Source organism: Embleya sp. NPDC025285 (genome assembly GCF_055558835.1).
Window position 1 is genome coordinate 25,280 of sequence record NZ_JBVHLU010000052.1, and the last position, 15,554, is coordinate 40,833.

General features: G+C 70.9%; 13 protein-coding genes. 5 read left to right on the forward strand and 8 right to left on the reverse strand.

Annotation, left to right across the window (positions count from 1 at the left end; translation table 11 throughout):
• Window positions 1–18: 18 nt before the first annotated feature.
• Window positions 19–504: a carboxymuconolactone decarboxylase family protein gene (locus tag ACZ4FV_RS30030; protein ID WP_395860402.1), complete on the reverse strand. Its 486-nt coding sequence runs from the start codon at window positions 502–504 to the stop codon at window positions 19–21.
• A gap of 226 nt (window positions 505–730) precedes the next feature.
• Between ACZ4FV_RS30030 and ACZ4FV_RS30035 the strand changes: the two genes are divergently transcribed.
• Window positions 731–1,633 (forward strand): RNA polymerase sigma-70 factor, encoded by a 903-nt coding sequence (locus ACZ4FV_RS30035; RefSeq protein ID WP_465323760.1) that lies wholly within the window; start codon window positions 731–733, stop codon window positions 1,631–1,633.
• 514 nt (window positions 1,634–2,147) lie between these two features.
• Here the strand turns inward: ACZ4FV_RS30035 and ACZ4FV_RS30040 are convergent.
• Both ACZ4FV_RS30040 and ACZ4FV_RS30045 read right to left on the reverse strand, forming a co-directional pair.
• The gene (locus ACZ4FV_RS30040) at window positions 2,148–2,885 is read right to left on the reverse strand and encodes a hypothetical protein (RefSeq protein WP_402233572.1); all 738 of its coding nucleotides are present in this window, start codon (window positions 2,883–2,885) and stop codon (window positions 2,148–2,150) included.
• 156 nt (window positions 2,886–3,041) lie between these two features.
• The gene (locus tag ACZ4FV_RS30045) at window positions 3,042–4,055 is read right to left on the reverse strand and encodes a zinc-binding dehydrogenase (protein WP_402233575.1); all 1,014 of its coding nucleotides are present in this window, start codon (window positions 4,053–4,055) and stop codon (window positions 3,042–3,044) included.
• Window positions 4,056–4,156: 101 nt separating this feature from the next.
• On the opposite strand from ACZ4FV_RS30045, the gene ACZ4FV_RS30050 reads away from it, so the two are divergent.
• Entirely contained in the window at window positions 4,157–5,095 is a 939-nt protein-coding gene (locus ACZ4FV_RS30050; protein ID WP_395860409.1) for a LysR family transcriptional regulator, read from the forward strand.
• A 196-nt stretch (window positions 5,096–5,291) separates the two neighbouring features.
• Here ACZ4FV_RS30050 and ACZ4FV_RS30055 read toward each other — a convergent pair whose 3' ends face one another.
• Window positions 5,292–6,992, reverse strand: a complete 1,701-nt coding sequence (locus ACZ4FV_RS30055) for a DUF885 domain-containing protein (protein ID WP_402233578.1) — start codon at window positions 6,990–6,992, stop codon at window positions 5,292–5,294.
• A gap of 251 nt (window positions 6,993–7,243) precedes the next feature.
• Here ACZ4FV_RS30055 and ACZ4FV_RS30060 point away from each other — a divergent pair, with 251 nt between their 5' ends.
• Window positions 7,244–7,951: a type III effector protein gene (locus ACZ4FV_RS30060; RefSeq protein ID WP_402233580.1), complete on the forward strand. Its 708-nt coding sequence runs from the start codon at window positions 7,244–7,246 to the stop codon at window positions 7,949–7,951.
• A 102-nt stretch (window positions 7,952–8,053) separates the two neighbouring features.
• Window positions 8,054–9,979, forward strand: coding sequence for a molecular chaperone HtpG (gene htpG / locus ACZ4FV_RS30065; RefSeq protein ID WP_465323761.1), 1,926 nt, complete (start codon window positions 8,054–8,056; stop codon window positions 9,977–9,979).
• Window positions 9,980–10,148: 169 nt separating this feature from the next.
• Here htpG and ACZ4FV_RS30070 read toward each other — a convergent pair whose 3' ends face one another.
• Together ACZ4FV_RS30070 and ACZ4FV_RS30075 are read right to left on the reverse strand one after the other, a co-directional pair.
• On the reverse strand, window positions 10,149–10,751 hold the full coding sequence (locus ACZ4FV_RS30070) for a dihydrofolate reductase family protein (protein ID WP_465323762.1): 603 nt from the start codon (window positions 10,749–10,751) through the stop codon (window positions 10,149–10,151).
• Entirely contained in the window at window positions 10,748–11,644 is an 897-nt protein-coding gene (locus tag ACZ4FV_RS30075; protein ID WP_402233588.1) for a metalloregulator ArsR/SmtB family transcription factor, read from the reverse strand. The genes ACZ4FV_RS30070 and ACZ4FV_RS30075 overlap by 4 nt, the downstream gene beginning before the upstream one ends.
• A 164-nt stretch (window positions 11,645–11,808) precedes the next feature.
• On the opposite strand from ACZ4FV_RS30075, the gene ACZ4FV_RS30080 reads away from it, so the two are divergent.
• Window positions 11,809–12,750 carry a DUF1838 family protein gene (locus tag ACZ4FV_RS30080; protein ID WP_465323763.1) on the forward strand — a complete coding sequence of 314 codons (942 nt, stop codon included), beginning with the start codon at window positions 11,809–11,811 and terminating at the stop codon, window positions 12,748–12,750.
• A 22-nt stretch (window positions 12,751–12,772) separates the two neighbouring features.
• Here the strand turns inward: ACZ4FV_RS30080 and ACZ4FV_RS30085 are convergent, their stop codons facing one another.
• On the reverse strand, window positions 12,773–13,672 hold the full coding sequence (locus ACZ4FV_RS30085; RefSeq protein ID WP_395860422.1) for a hypothetical protein: 900 nt from the start codon (window positions 13,670–13,672) through the stop codon (window positions 12,773–12,775).
• 88 nt (window positions 13,673–13,760) lie between these two features.
• On the reverse strand, window positions 13,761–15,542 hold the full coding sequence (locus ACZ4FV_RS30090; RefSeq protein ID WP_465323764.1) for an immunity 49 family protein: 1,782 nt from the start codon (window positions 15,540–15,542) through the stop codon (window positions 13,761–13,763).
• Between the last annotated feature and the right edge of the window lie 12 nt (window positions 15,543–15,554).

Below are 15,554 nucleotides of genomic sequence, written 5' to 3' on the forward strand. Positions count from 1 at the left end.
CCGCGATTCGTCCGGTGGTCAGCCCGCGATGTCGGCGAGGTTGCCGGGTTCGTAGGAACCGCCCTGGTTGTTCAGGATCACGCCGAGGCGGTTGGTCGCGTTGATCATCGCGATCAGGGAGACGAGCGCGATGGTCTGGTCGTCGTCGTAGTGCTCGCGTACTCGGGCCCAGGTCTCGTCGGACACACCCTCATGGGCGTCGGCGATCCGGGTACCCTCCTCGACGAGCGCCAGCGCGGCCCGCTCGGCCTCGTCGAAGGCGGTCGAGTGGCGCCATGCGGCGACCAGGTTGAGCCGGGCGAAGGTTTCGCCGGCGGACACGGCGTCCTTACCGTGGATGTCGACGCAGAATCCGCAGCCGTTGATCTGACTGGCCCGCAGTTGCACCAGTTCCTGGGTGGCCTTGGGCAGCGACGACTCCTGGATCAGCAGACTGACGGCGTAGATCCGCTTGCCGATCCTGGTGCCGAGCTCGTTGTCGAACAGGTTCATCCGGGTTTCCATGACGGGTCCTCACTTGTGGGGCTTCGTGCCGCGCGGATCGTTCGCACGGCGTTCCGACGAACACGAGATGCCGGCCGCCCGACCCCTGTGACAACGCGGTCTTGTGACGAAGGCCACCGCCCGTCCACGTCACAAGGCAACCGGGGCCGGTGTCTTGTGCGTGACACGATCGAGGGCGAGCGGACGGGAGTGGGCTGTGGGCAAGCGCGGCGAGCAAACCGGGGACATGGTCGAACCGTCCGTGGGCGACGGCGGCATGGGCCCGGCCACCGAGGCGTTCGTCGCCCACCGCAACCTGCTGTTCACCGTCGCCTACGAGTTGCTCGGCTCGGCCGCCGACGCCGAGGACGTGCTACAGGAGACCTGGTTGCGTTGGGTGGGCGTCGACCTCGACGCGGTGCGGGATCCGCGCGCCTACCTGGTCCGGATGACCACCCGCCAGGCGCTGGGACGGCTGCGCACACTTCGCCGGCGCAAGGAGTCCTACGTCGGCCCCTGGCTGCCCGAACCGCTGCTGACCGCGCCGGACGTGGCCGAGGACGTCGAACTGGCCGACAGCGTCTCGATGGCGATGCTGCTGGTGATGGAGACGCTCACCCCGACCGAGCGGGCGGTGTTCGTCCTGCGCGACGTGTTCGACCTGGAGTACGACGAGATCGCGGAAGCCGTGGACAAGAGCCCGGCCGCCGTCCGCCAGATCGCGCACCGGGCACGCACCCACGTCGCGGCGCGCCGCCCGCGTGGAGTCGTCTCCCCGGCCGAATCCCGCGGCGCGCTGGCGGCGTTCCGGCGCGCGATCGAAACGGGAGATCTGCAGCGCCTGCTCGACATGATCGCGCCGGACGTCGTCCTGCTGACCGACGGCGGCGGAGTCGTCCAGGCCGCACTGGCGCCCGTCGTGGGGGCCGCTGCGGTGGCGCGGGTCCTGGGCCGGATCGACACCGCGGCGTTCCTCCAGCCGGCGCAGGTCAACGGCCACCCGGCCCTGATCCTCCGCCTGGACGGCGCCGTCGACACCGTCATCGCGCTACGCGTCGACGACGGCCTCATCAGCGAGCTCTACGCCGTCCGCAATCCCGAAAAGTTGTCACGCATACGGATCGAGCGGGAAACCGCCGTGAGCCGTTGACTCCGTGAGCCCTGCTCCGGCCCTCGCTCCGGCCTTCGCTCCGGCCCTGGCTCCGGCCTTCGCTCCGGCCGCAACGACGGGAAACGGGTGCTGACGGTTGCGACGGCAACGACGCCCTCACCACGTGGCCGGCCTCCCGAGGTGCCGGCACCGACGGTCTGAAGGTCGTCACCGCCGACATCACACGTCCGCTTTCGGGGCTGCCGCAGGCACGCGACGTCCACAACGCGGCCGCTCGCTTCGCCTTCGGCCTCGACGCTCGGGACGCGGGCGACGACCCACCCCGCCCTGCTTGCCCACCACCTCGCCGCCGCCGGGGCCGCGACCGACGGCTGACCCCGGAAGTGCACGCACACAGTCCGCACGCGCGGCCCGTGGAGACGGCGTCGACCTTCGTCGCACGCCTGCGGTGGTCGACGTAGCCGGAGTGGCGGATCTGCGAACGAGCAAGCAGGGGTGGATGGTTCGACGATCGGGTCAGGAAAAGGCCCTGCCGTCGACGGTGAAATCCAGCTCACCGACCATCCCGATGCGGCCCTCGCCCCGAGCCATCCGGTGCCGGGGCCGCACCCGCACCCGGGGTCCGCATGCCGACGGCCCCGAGGACGTCCGGCACAACCCGAACCCCGTCGAAGCGCCACGCGACAAGCTCGGCCCGATCCACGTCGAGCCCGCCCAGGTCCAACCTCCGCCGAGCGGCAACCCAGTCCACGAGAGCCTCGGGGCGGTCGATCGGGCCGGCGAAGTGCACCAACGTCAGATACCAGACGTCGCGCGGGTGGTCCGCCTCGAGCCACCCGTCCGCGCCCAACGTCCGCGCGAGAGCCCCGGCGAACTCGTCGGCGCAGCCGTCCTCCGGCCCCAGACACAACATCACGCTGTTCGCCGTCAAGGTCAGGCCCCGCACCCGGAAGCGGATGCTCGGACACCGCGCCGCGGCTCGGCGCAGCGCAGAGAGGTAACGTGCCGCCGCCGGATCGTCCGCGGGGATCGGCGTGCGGTGCGGCTCCACCGCGCGGACGGTGATGTGGGCCGAGCCGCGGGCGCCGGTCGGCCAGTGCCCGCTTCCCGTGGCGGCCAGTGCCTCGAACGCGAGGGCGTGCACCCGATCCGTGCCGGCGGCCTCCGGTCTCAGGACGATCGAGGTTCCCCATCGCGGTCCGTTCACCCTCGGCGGTTCCTGCGCCTGGACCGCCCCGTCGAGAACGGCCTCCCGACCGGCCCGAAACAACCTGTCGAACACCTCGTCCATCTGCGCATGATGGCCCACTCGGCCCTCGGGGAGGGTGATCGCCTCGTCGCCGAATTCGCCCACTCCCCTCGGCATCCCCTCGCCGAGTACACCATCCGACCAGGATCCGCCGCAGCCCGCACCGCCTGGTGTCCGTCACCCGGTGCCCGAACTACCCTATGCGTCCGCCGCCTTGACGATCATCTTCCCCGTGTTGCCGCCGCGCAGCATGGACAGGAACGCCTCCACGATCCGTTCGAATCCCACGACGACCGTTTCGTCCGACGCGAGCCGCCCATCGAGCAGGTGGGGGACCGCGAACGTGTACAACTCGTCGCGCACGTCGCCGTGGTCGCGGACCAGGAAGCCCTCCATGCGCAGGCTCTTCTCCACGAAGTCCGCGTGATCGAAGCACACGGGCGGGGTGTCCGGCCGGTTGTACTGGCTGATCGTGCCGACCCGGACGATGCGGCCGCGCTCGCGCAGGGCACCCACCGCGGCCGCGAGGTGGTCGCCGCCGACGTTGTCGACGAATACGTCGACGCCGTCCGGCGCGGCCCGCGCGAGCAGGTCCGCGACCGCGCCTTCCCGGTAGTCGAAGACCTCGTCGTAACCGACCTGCTCGGTCAGGTATGCCGCCTTGGCCGCCGATCCCGTACTGCCGACCAGTCGCCCGACGCCCAACAGGCGCGCGAAACGGCCGACGGCGGTGCCGACCCCGCCCGCCGCGCCGGAGACGAACAGGTCGTCGCCCGCGCGGAGCCGAGCGATGCGGGTGAGGGCGACGTACGCGGTCAGTCCCGTACCGCCCAGCAGGCCCAGGTGCGCGGACGGCGGAATGCCCGGCAGTTCGGGAAGAAGTTGCACCTCGTCCGGACCGACCACCGCGTGCGTGCGCCAACCCCGGCGGTGGAAGACCAGCGCGCCCTCGACCAGCCCGGGATCTCGGGAGGCGACGACCCGGCCGACCGTGCGCCCCTCCAGCGGGGCGTTCAGAGTGAACTCGCCGTCCATCATCTCGCGGTGGTACGGGTCGACCGACCAGTACAGGTTCTCGACCAGCGCCGTGCCCCGAACCGGCTCGGGCACCGGCGTCTCGACGAACCGGAACCGGTCGCGCGTGGGGAAGCCGCTGGGACGGGCGATCTGTTGGACGGTGACCGCCGTGCTGTTCGGCGGGAGCGAGTTCATGGCACGGACCGTATGCGGGAATGGGCGGGCCGGGCAGAGGGTTGCGCTCATGACCGATTCGTTTCCATGAGCCACGCTCATGGCAGCAGGTGGGAGCCCTGATGACGGCCCGAGCCGACCTTTCTCCGCAAGAGCTGCGGATCCTCGTCGCCGTGGCCGACGAGGGAGGGTTCTCGGCCGCGGCCGCGGCGCTGGGCACCACTCAATCGGGTGTCTCGCACGCGGTGCGCGGCATCGAACGCAAGGTCGGTGCGGTCCTGTTCGAACGCGGCCGGACCGGGGCCCGACCCACGCCGGCGGGTACGACGGCCGCGGCCCACGCGCGGCGCGTGTTGCGGATGCTGGACGTGCTGGTCGCCGACGCACGCGGCGCCGGTCGGGGCACCGGCATGGACGAGGGGGACGTCCGCGGGTCGCTGCACATCGCCGCGTTCCGCAGCGCCGCCCTGCACCTGCTGCCGCCGGTGCTGGCCCGGCTCACCGCCCGCCACCCGGGCATCGAACCACGGGTGCGGATCGTGCGCGAGATCGGTCCCGGCACCGCCGGGGAGGTTGCCGAGGGGCGCGCGGACGTGGGCATCGCGACCCTGGAGACGGCGACGCCGACGCCGCCGGGCCTGGTCGGCGGCGTCCTGCTGGAGGAGCCCTACGCGTTGGTGCATCCCGCCGGGCATCCCGATCCGCGCTCACTGCCGTTGGTCGACTGGTCCGAGAACTGTTCCTCGTACACGCGCGAGTGGTGGGCGATCCAGGATTGGATCCCCCGCGCCACGGTGGAGGCGGAAGACGACGGAGCCGTCCTCGCCATGGTGGGAAGCGGTTTCGGCATGGCGATCATGCCCGCGCTCTCCCTCGCCGACGCGCCGCCCTCCGTGGAGATCGCCGACCTCGGCCCGAAGCGCCCGACCCGCTCGGTGGGTTACCTCACCACGCCCGAACTCGCCGCGTCCGCCGCGGTCCGCGCACTCGTCCGCGAACTCCGCCTCACCAACGCGCCCCGAATACCCCCGAACCCGCCGTCGCGGGTCGATGCCGAGTGACGTCCTCGAACACGACGGGCGGACGCGCCGCCGGACACACCGTCCGACGCCGCATCCGCCGTCGCCTCCGACACGGTGGCCCGCCTCGGCCCGCCGACGGCCGGTGGCGGGTCCTGCGTGTCCGGCTGGGGACCCACCACCACGCCTTCCCCGATGCGGGCCGACAACGTGGCCCGCGCCGGCCCGACCCGCGGGACTACGGAGCCGGCACCGAGGACAGCTCGTCCGCCAGATCGTCGAGCCCCAGCGACCCCTGCGACAACGCCGCCATGTGCCAGGCCTTCAGATCGAAGGCCGCGCCCTGGGCCTTGCGCGCGTTCTCGCGACCCAGGAGCCAGACGCGTTCGCCGAGCTTGTAGCCGATGGCCTGCCCGGGAATGGTCAGATAGCGAGTGAGCTCGCTCTCCACGAAGTCGGCGGGCCGACTGCTGTGCATACCGAAGAACTCCTGCGCAAGTTCCGGAGTCCAACGCTCGCCGGGGTGGAACGGGGAGTCCGCGGGGATCTCCAGCTCCAAATGCATCCCGATGTCGACGATGACCCGGGTCGCGCGCATCATCTGGGCGTCGAGGTAGCCCAGGCGCTGCTCGGCGTCGGTGAGGAAGCCGAGTTCGTCCATCAGGCGCTCGGCGTACAGTGCCCAGCCCTCGGCGTTGGCACTCACCCCGCCGATGGTGGCCTGGTAGCGGGACAGGTCGCCCGCGACGAGCGTCCACTGCGCGAGCTGGAGGTGGTGGCCGGGCACGCCCTCGTGGTACCAGGTCGACACGAGGTCGTAGACCGGGAACCTGGTCCGGCCCATGGTCGGCAGCCAGGTGCGGCCCGGACGGGTGAAGTCCTCGGACGGCGGCGTGTAGTACGGCGCGGCGGCGCTCCCGGGCGGGGCGATGCACGACTCGACCCTGCGCACCTGCGGGGCCAGTTCGAAGTGCGTGCCGTCGAGGCGGTCGATCGCCTGGTCCATCAGGCCCTGCAGCCATGCCCGGACCTCGTCGACGCCTTCGATGTGCGTGCCGTGCTCGTCGAGGTGGGCGAGCGCGACCCAGGGCGTCGCGGCGCCGGGGAGGACCTTCTCGGCCTCCTCGCGCATCTCGCCCAGGAGACGGTGGTACTCCGACCAGCCGTAGGCGTATGCCTCGTCCAGGTCGAGGTCCGTGCCGTTGAAGAAGCGCGACCACAGGGCGTACCGTTCGCGCCCGACGATGTCGGGCGCGTCGGCGATGGTGGGGGCGTACACGTCCCGCATCCAGTCGCGCAGTGCCGTGACGGCGGCGGTGGCGGCGCGCGCGGACTCGTCGAGTTCGGTACGCAGCGCCTCCGGTCCGGCGGCGGCGAAGTCCTCGAACCAGCCGCGTCCGTTGCCGTCGGTGTCGGCCCACTCGCCGAGTTGCTCGACGCACGTCGCGGTCGGGCGAGGGCTCGCGTACAGCTTGCGCTCCAGGCCCAGGGCGAGCGACGCGCGGTAGCCCTCCAGCGCGCCCGGCACCGCGCGCAGTCGCTCGGCGATCGCGGCCCAGTCCTGCTCGGTCTCGGCGGGCGTCACGGGGAACACCTCGCGGACCTCGTGCAGCGGCGTACCGAGGTTGCCGACGGCGCGCAGGCCCTCGCCGGCCTCGTGCACCGCGAGTTGCGCGGTCAGCCGCTCGCGGAGCAAGCGCGCACAGCGCCGCTCGATGTCGCTGTCCGCGCCGGGCAGTTGCTCGGCTTCGGCGAGCCCGGCGAGGGTGGCCCGCGCGAGATCGGCGCGCGCCTCCTGCCCGGCGGGAGAGAGATCGGGCAGCTTGGCGGAGCTGGCCGGGACACCGAGGTAGGTTCCGGTGACCGGGTCGAGCGCGATGAGTTCGTCGACGTACGCGTCGGCGACCTGACGGGGCAACGAGGGGCTGTTGTCTGACATGTGGACATCCTCATACGGCGAGGGCACCGACGTCACGCGGAGTTCCCATTGCATCCGCGATCGCACGCGCCCGAGGCGCACGCCGAGGTGCTCACCAACCGTGAGCGTCTGGACGCGCTCGCACACTCCGCCATATCGTGTCGTCGCTACGACGACACGATATGGCGTCGCCGAGGAGACGACTCCGGCCGAGGAGACGACTCCCATGGGGCACACAGGGAACGGGGCGCGAGGGGACGGGGCACACGGACATGGGAAACGACGAGCGCGACTCGGGGCCGACGCTCGGCACGGCATCCGGCCGTGCCCCCGCCGCCCCGACCGCCCTGGACACCGGTGTGGCCCTCGGGCGGATCCGGGACGCGATGCGCGCGGTCCGGGAGCCGATGCGTTCACCCGATACGTCCGACCCGCCGTTGAGCGCGAATCAGGTGCTGGTCGCGCTCACCCTGCTGCGCGAACTGCGCTTGGAGATCGCCGGCTGGGAGCCCGATCTGATCGAGGCCGCCCGGCGGTTGGGCACGAGCTGGGCGGATCTGGCACCGGCCCTGGGCGTGGCCGGCCGGCAGGCGGCCGAGCGGCGCTATCTACGGCTTCGACCCGCGCCCGACGGTTCGGCGGCCACCGGCGACCAGCGGGTGGCCGCCGAGCGGGACCGGCGGGCCGGTGACCGGGCGGTGGCCGGCTGGGCCCGGACCCACGCCGCCGGCCTGCGGCAATTGGCCGGGCAGATCGGCGCCTTGACCGACCTGCCGGCCGGCGCCGAGCCCGACCTGGCCGCGCTGCGGCGGGCGCTGGGCCGGGACGATCCCGCGGACCTCCTGGGTCCGTTGGCCGAGGCTCGCGGCCATCTACAGTCCGGCCATCCGACGCTGGCCGAGCGGGTCGGCGCCGTGGTTCGCAGTACCGCCGAGGTGCGCCGGGCGTGTGATCACCGCCGCCGGGCACGGCAGCGGTGAACGCCCCGCGCGTTCCCGGTCCGCGCCATATCGGTTCATCGTCGTGTTTTCATCCGGTCGGGTTTCACCCCGACATGTTTCATCCCGAAAGGAGACCCCAGGGTGGGTAGCAGCGTCGAAACGCTGGAATTCCAGGCCGAGACCCGTCAGTTGCTCCAGTTGGTGATCCACTCGATCTACTCGAACAAGGACATCTTCCTGCGCGAGCTGATCTCGAACGCCTCCGACGCACTGGACAAGCTGCGGTTGGAGTCCCTGATCGACTCCGACCTCGAGGTCGACACGTCCGACCTGCACATCGCCTTGGTCGTGGACAAGGACGCCCGCACGCTGACCGTCCGCGACACCGGGATCGGCATGAGCCGGGACGACCTCGTGGACCTGATCGGCACGATCGCCAAGTCCGGCACCGCCGGTCTGCTGGAGAAGATCAAGGAGGCCAAGGAAGCCAAGGACACCGTCGCGGCGCAGAGCCTGATCGGGCAGTTCGGCGTCGGCTTCTACTCGGCGTTCATGGTCGCCGACAAGGTCACCCTGCGCACCCGGCGGGCCGGCACCGACTCCGGCACCGAGTGGGAGTCCGACGGCGAGGGCACCTACACCATCGCGGCCGTCGACGACCTGCCCGTGGGTACCTCGGTCACCCTCCACCTCAAGACCGCCGACAGCGAGGACGGGCTGGCCGACTACCTGGCCGATTGGAAGATCCGCCAGATCGTCAAGCAGTACTCGGACTTCATCCGCTGGCCGATCCGGATGGCCACCGAGCGCACCGACGCCGACGGCGTCACCACGCACGGGGTCGACACGCTCAACTCGATGAAGGCGCTGTGGGCCCGGCCGCGCAGCGAGGTGACCGAGGCCGAGTACAGCGAGTTCTACCAGCAGATCAGCCACGACCGGCTCGACCCGGCCGAGACCATCCACATGCGCGCCGAGGGCAACTTCGAGTACGAGGCGCTGCTGTTCATCCCGTCGCAGGCCCCGTTCGACCTGTTCTCCCGCGAGACCAAGAGCGGCGTGCAGCTGTACGTCAAGCGCGTGTTCATCATGGACGACTGCGAAGCGCTGATGCCGAACTACCTGCGCTTCGTCAAGGGTGTCGTGGACGCGCACGACCTGTCGCTGAACATCTCCCGCGAGATCCTGCAGCAGGACCGACAGATTCGCGGCGTGCGCCGGCGCCTGGTCAAGAAGGTCCTCGGCGCGATCAAGGACATGCAGGCCAAGGACGCCGAGCGCTACGCGACGTTCTGGGCCCAGTTCGGCCGCGCGTTGAAGGAGGGCCTCTTCGAGGACCCCGACAACACCGAGGCCCTGCTGGAGCTGGTGTCCGCCGCCTCCACGCACGACGCGGAGAAGACCACCACGCTGCGCGAGTACGTGGAGCGCATGAAGGACGGTCAGGACGCGATCTACTACCTGACCGGCGAGACCCGCGCGATGGTGGAGAACTCGCCGCACATGGAGGCGTTCGCCGCCAAGGGGTACGAGGTCCTGATCCTCACCGACCCGGTCGACGAGGTCTGGGTCGACCAGGTCCCGGCCTTCGACGGGCACAGCCTGCAGTCCATCGCCAAGGGACAGGTGGACCTCGACGAACCGGCCGACGGCGACGAGGAGGCGGGGTCGGAGAAGGCCAAGCGCGAGCAGGACTTCGCCGCCCTGCTGCCGTGGCTGACCACCACCCTGTCCGAGCAGGTCAAGCAGGTCCGGCTGTCGTCGCGGTTGACCACGTCGGCGGCGTGCATCGTCGGCGACGCCAACGACATGACCCCGACCCTGGAGAAGATGTACCGGGCGATGGGTCAGCAGATGCCCCCGGTCAAGCGCATTCTGGAGCTCAACCCGACGCACCCGCTGATCACCGCGCTGCGCTCGGCGCACGAGGCGAACGCCGACGACCCGGCGCTGGCGGACGTCGTCGAGCTGGTGTACGGCGGCGCGCTGCTCGCCGAGGGCGGCGACCTGCCCGACCCGGCCCGCTTCACCCGCCTGCTGACCGATCGCCTGGCCCGCGGCCTGTAAGCGACGGCCGACGCCCCGCCACGGCCTGAACCACCGGCCGAGCGGCGGCCATGCCGACGGCACCTGCACACACACAGGCCCCGGAACCCGAACACGGGTTCCGGGGCCTGCGGCCGTGCGGGGGCTCGACTCACCGACACGGTCGCGGTGGTGCTCTCGAGCGGCCGGGTCAGCGGATGCGGTCGTAGACGACGGACATCGTGCCGTGTTCGCCCGCCGTCTGGCTGACGAGTTCCCACTTCCCCGTGGGCAGGCCGTCGTCGAACAGGCGCGGTCCGCCGCCGAGGAACAGGGGGAAGATCGTGAGCGCGAGGCGGTCGACCTCGTCGGCGGCCAGCAGGGCCTTGATGACGCTAGCGCTCGCGAGTACGAGGATGTCGCCGCCCTCGGTCGCCCGCAGATCGGTGATCGCCTCGGCGGTCGGCTTGTCGACGATCGTCGTCCGCTCCCAGGGCGCCTGGTCGAGGGTGGAGGAGAGGACCACCTTGTCGGCCTCGACGAGCCACTCGGCGAAGCCCACGTCGCGCGGGTCGGCGCCCTCCATGTCGATGACGGTGGGCCAGAAGCCGAGGAAGCCCTCGGCGTTGACCCGCCCGAGCAGGGCCGTCGTCGCCGGCTCACAGAGGGCGGTCAGGTGGTCGCGGGCGACGTCGGTGTGCGCGTACGGCATCACCCAGCTCATGTCGAGCGGGTTGTCCGGCCCGGCGTAGTGGCCGTCGAGGGAGAGGGCGATGTTGGTGACGACCCGACGGTTGGCGGTCTGCTCGGTCACTTCGTGCTCCTGGTGTGGGCGTCGTACTCGGTGTTGTCGGTGTCGTCGGGCCCGCTGTCGGTGTCGGCGGTGTTCCGTGCGTCGGCGGCCAGGATCGCCGCCAACGTGTCGAGACTCTGGCCGAAGCCGATCTCGATGCCGGCGACGAAGTCCGCGGAGTCGATCGTGCTGTCGGTGATCCGCCAGTGGGTGTCGAGTTCGGTGCCGGTATCGGTGGGCCGAAGGACGAGTTCGACATGGGCGGTGAAGGCGAGGCCGCCGTCGGGTAGCAGTGGGGAGAGCCGATAGGCGAGGCGCTCACCGGGGCGTACCTCCTCGACGACGCCCTCCGCCCGCCCTGCGACCGGTTCGGTGCCGTCGGCGTCCTCGGCGTCGCGGTACTCCAGGACGACCCGCCCACCCGGTCGCGCCTCGAAGACGAGTTCGGAGACCCGCAGGTCGTCCGGCGTCCACCAGCGGGAGAGCGGGGCGGTCTCGGTCAGGTGGCGCCAGACCGACTCCGGGCGTGCGGGCAGCGATCGGCGGAACCCGAACGAGCGGCCGTCGGCCCACCCCGTCCCGTCCGCGGCGAGCCGCTCGGCGTGGAGGCCGAGCCCATAGCGCTCGTAGGTCGAATCGGGACCGGCGACCCGGTCCGCGGTGTCGGCGAGCCGCACGAGTGCGGCTGCCAGGTCCCGCAGCGGACCCGGACGGAGGGCGTACACGCGGCGCTGGCCGGTGCGTTGGGAGGTGACGACGCCGGCGCGCTCGAGGGTCTGCAGGTGCTTGGTGGTCTGCGGCTGGCGCGCGTCGGCGAGCTGGGCGAGGACGCCGACCGAGCGGGGTCGCTCGGCCAGCAGGCTCACGAGCCGCCAACGGGCCGGATCGGCCAGTGCGGTGAGGAGTGCGTCCATGTCCCGTAGTATTCACGATGACGAATATTCGAGTCAAGGAATAGATCCGGATTCCTGCCCACACCCTCGACGGCGAGATCCGACCGACGGCGCACCGGGGGTCGGATTCCGCGAAAGGATGGGGTCGGACCCGATCGAGACGAGTGGACGGACGGACACCGCGTATGGAACCCGGCAAGACATCGCCCGAGGCCCTGATCGCGTCGCTCGATGACGCGAACGCCCGACTCTTCGTGCGACTGCTCGGCCGTCCCGATGGCCGCGACATGCTCTATCGCATCAGCGGAACCGTGCACAACCACGTGCCCGGTGACGTTCACGGCAAGGTATTCCCGCACGGCCGGGTGCTGTTCGGCGTCGAGGGCTACAACATTCGCCGGCTCGTCCACACGCCGGGCACCGACGACCTGCACATGGTCTCGCGCGAGATCGTCTTCTACACCGATCCGAAGGACGGCAGCGTCCTGACGGAGTGGACGAACCCGCTGGACGGACGGACCCGCCCGCTTCCACCGATCGCCAACGACCGCGTGCAGTTGTCGTATCGCATCCGTGCCGGCGCCCTGTTCGCGCTGTTCGGCCCCGCCGAGGTTCCGCTGGCCGGCTCCGTCGCCCCGCGTCGAGTGCACCGCAACCTGGTCTGGACCCTGGACGTGCCTCCCGTCTACCGCCTCGCCGACCGGTACGGCATCGACGACGACTTCGGCCTCGCGAACTCGACGTACACGTCATGGGAGTTGTTCGACTTCCTGGTGCACGAGGACGACGCCCGCGAGTACTCCGGTACGGACGCCGACACCCGGACGGGAGCGATGCCGGTCACCAACTGCTGGAGCCGGATCTGCCCGTACGTGCCGGCGATGGGCATCGCGGAGAGCGAGACACCGGGCAACCTCGTCTACCACGCGCGCGCATGGACGCTGGACGGCTTCGACGCGCTGGAGCCGTGGCTGGCCGACCTGGTACGCACCCGGCATCCGCTCTACACCAGTGCCCCCGACACCCCCGGCACCGGCCCCAACACCACCACCTGGACCGCGTTCCACGCCGGCGAACTGGCCCCGCGCGGCCTCACCTGGCACGAGTGGCGCGACTCGACCCGCTGAGCCACACGGGCACTTCCGGCCGTCAGCGGGTGAGGGGCAGGCGGTCGCCGGTGGCGCCGACTTCCAGGGTCGCGTAGTCGGGGTGGTCCAAACGGTGGTGGACATAGATCTGGTCGGCCCACGGGGGGTCGAGGGGCATGAACGCGCGCAGGCCCAGGACCCGGCCGATCACCCGGTCCGGGTGATCGGCGTTGAACTCGGCGATCGCGGCGGCCTCGCCGATCCGGTCGATGGTGCCCGGGAGATCGTCGAGGTAACAGGTGACCCGGGGCAACAGGTGGCCGTGACCGGGCCTGCGGAAGAGATCCAGCGCGGTCGCCGTGGAGGTGTAGTGGTCCAGATCCAGGGAGACGAACCCGACGGGGTGGGCCCGGAGTTCGTGCTCGTGGGTGTCCAGGTAGTCCGGCAGCGTCCGCGCGAGGTCGCCGATCACCAACTCGGTCTCGCCCAGGCGGGGGTGCAAGCGCTCGTGGTCCATCGGGTAGAAGCCGGGGCCGAACAGATAGGGCAGATCCCGGGGATCCTTGGCCGGCGGCATACCCGCCCCGCCGTCGAAGCCCACCACCCGCACCGCGACGCCCGTGGCGGCGGCGTAGTAGCGGGCGTGCTCGGCGAGCGCCAACAGCCCGTTGCCGCCGGCCACCCCGAACTCCACGACCGTCACGCCCCGATGCCCCAGACGCGCGGCAGACTCGGTGGCCCGGCGCACCCCGTACGCGTAGTGCGCCCGCTCCACCAGGCCGAACCGGTACGCGGTCGCCGACCCGACACCGGGAAGCCGGCGTAACACCCGGTTCAAGGCCGCGTGTCGGGTACCGGACTTCGACCAGTCCCACACCACATCGGCCCACCCGCCGGAGGGCCGACGACCGAACGGATGACCCTTTTGGGCACTCGTACCCGAACCACCCTTGCGCACCACGGACATTCCCCCTCGACGCGACGGACCATCGTCGAGAGCCTTCCCGCTTCCCTCCCCCGCCCAACCCGGCGGTCGATCGACGCCGGGTTCAGGTGGTGAACTCGCCGAGCCACTCGCGGTTCAGCAGGTACTTGGGCAGGTACGGCAACGTCTTGTCGACGTCCACGGGAAAGCCCATCTCGTACGCGAGGCACGCCATCGCCAGCGGACCCAGCGCCACCCGACCACGCGGCGCGCGCGAGCCGTTCCAGTAGGTGTCGTGGTGGGCGAGCGCTTCGGTGAGGGCCTCCGCGAAGGCCGCGTGCTCCTTCGTGACGAGGCGATGGAAGAGAGCCACTGGCTGATAGTCGATCAGATCCAGGAAGTCCCGGGGAGTACGGGTGGCCACATCTCGCCCGGACGTGTTCATGGTGGCGACCAACTTCTGCACGATGTCGTCCATGGGCCGCCCGAGCCAGTAGCTCTGCAGGGTGTCGATCCAGTGGAGGACGTAGTCGTCGACCGGATCGGCACTGCGCAGATTTTCCACCGGCACCCGGCACAGGGTGGTGATCCGCTCCTGTTCGCGGCAGACGACCGCGAGCCAGAAGGCATCGAGCCAGGCACGGGCATGAGCGTACGGCGCGATGCCGGTGGCGGTGGCGGTGCCGGGGAGGGCGAGCACGCGGTCGCCGATCCGGCACGGCACGGTCCCCTCCCGGGCGAGGGCGGTGGCGAACAACGCGCTGCCGACCTGCATGGCGGTGACCCAGGCTTCCCACGTCTCCAGCTTCGCCGACGCGGCGTCGTCCGCACAGCGGGCGTGGGCAAGGTCCACGGCCGCCCCGAAGCCGTCTGCGAAGCCGCTCGCGTCCTGCTCCAGCCGTGCGGTGAACTCGGCCACGGTAAGCGCGAGTTGCTCGACGGTGGCGGGCTCGGGTTGCTCGACGTCGGTCCTGCCGCCGGCGACCTCGGGCGCCGAGCCTCCGCCGCCGTCCCGGTCGCGCAGGTTTCTCATCAGCTCCATCAGTTCCTGCGGCGGCACCACGGAGAAGGTGCGCCGGTCGTGGTCGAAGACCGTGAGCGAGACCAACTGCCCCTGGTGCCACCAGTACAACCTCGGGGACAGTGAGCCCGGTCCGTCCTCGTATGCGCCGAGGGCATACGCACCGAGATCGTTGACCGCGTCCACCACGGTCCCGTCGACAATCGCGTGGAACGCCAACAGGTGCCTCGTGGGCACGGCGACGAGCGCCCCGGCGGCCGGCAGTTCTCGTCCGGTGACGGATCGAACCAGGTCGGGCAGTACCAGCGCCCTGCTCGCGACGAAGTGGGAGCCACCGCTGACGGAGTGCAGCAGCGCACCCTGCGGCCCGCGCACCTCCACGTGTTCCACGGGGTCGCACCGCAGGTTCGCCACGCCCGCCGTCCACAACTCCCGGTGCCCGGCACCCGCCACGTCCCGGTCGGTCAGGATCCGCACGGAAGCGGGCGCGTCCAGTGCGAAGGCCAGGATGAGCCCCTCGGCCACCGGCTGCACGTAGCGAAAGCCCGACGCGGCGTCCGCGGGAAAGAAGTCGTCGGGCAGCAGCCGCGGATAAGCCGCTCGCAGCAACTCCTGCGTGCTCTCCTCACCCCGGGACGCGGTCTCCAGGTTGCCGAAGTGTTGCTCCACCAGCGCGGGCCACTGCTCCTCGCCCACCGCGCGACACCGCTGCGCCAGGTTCTTCAGCGGGCTGAGACGGCCCGCGTGCTCGACGACATCGCCCTCGACGGCCGGGCGCACCCCATGCCGGGTGAAGAAGAAGTCGGCCGTCAGCTCGCGCAGATACACGGCCTGCGGCACGGTCAGCATGGACAGGTGCGGATCAGGTATGTCGTGTCGAGTCACCCGAAGACTCTA

What these genes read in the sequence shown, in the direction of transcription:
- ACZ4FV_RS30030 (WP_395860402.1), bottom strand. Translation starts at nt 504, where the DNA reads ATGGAAACCCGGATGAACCTGTTCGACAACGAGCTCGGCACCAGGATC.
- ACZ4FV_RS30035 (WP_465323760.1), top strand. Translation starts at nt 731, where the DNA reads ATGGTCGAACCGTCCGTGGGCGACGGCGGCATGGGCCCGGCCACCGAG.
- ACZ4FV_RS30040 (WP_402233572.1), bottom strand. Translation starts at nt 2,885, where the DNA reads ATGGACGAGGTGTTCGACAGGTTGTTTCGGGCCGGTCGGGAGGCCGTT.
- ACZ4FV_RS30045 (WP_402233575.1), bottom strand. Translation starts at nt 4,055, where the DNA reads ATGAACTCGCTCCCGCCGAACAGCACGGCGGTCACCGTCCAACAGATC.
- ACZ4FV_RS30050 (WP_395860409.1), top strand. Translation starts at nt 4,157, where the DNA reads ATGACGGCCCGAGCCGACCTTTCTCCGCAAGAGCTGCGGATCCTCGTC.
- ACZ4FV_RS30055 (WP_402233578.1), bottom strand. Translation starts at nt 6,992, where the DNA reads ATGTCAGACAACAGCCCCTCGTTGCCCCGTCAGGTCGCCGACGCGTAC.
- ACZ4FV_RS30060 (WP_402233580.1), top strand. Translation starts at nt 7,244, where the DNA reads ATGGGAAACGACGAGCGCGACTCGGGGCCGACGCTCGGCACGGCATCC.
- ACZ4FV_RS30075 (WP_402233588.1), bottom strand. Translation starts at nt 11,644, where the DNA reads ATGGACGCACTCCTCACCGCACTGGCCGATCCGGCCCGTTGGCGGCTC.
- ACZ4FV_RS30080 (WP_465323763.1), top strand. Translation starts at nt 11,809, where the DNA reads ATGGAACCCGGCAAGACATCGCCCGAGGCCCTGATCGCGTCGCTCGAT.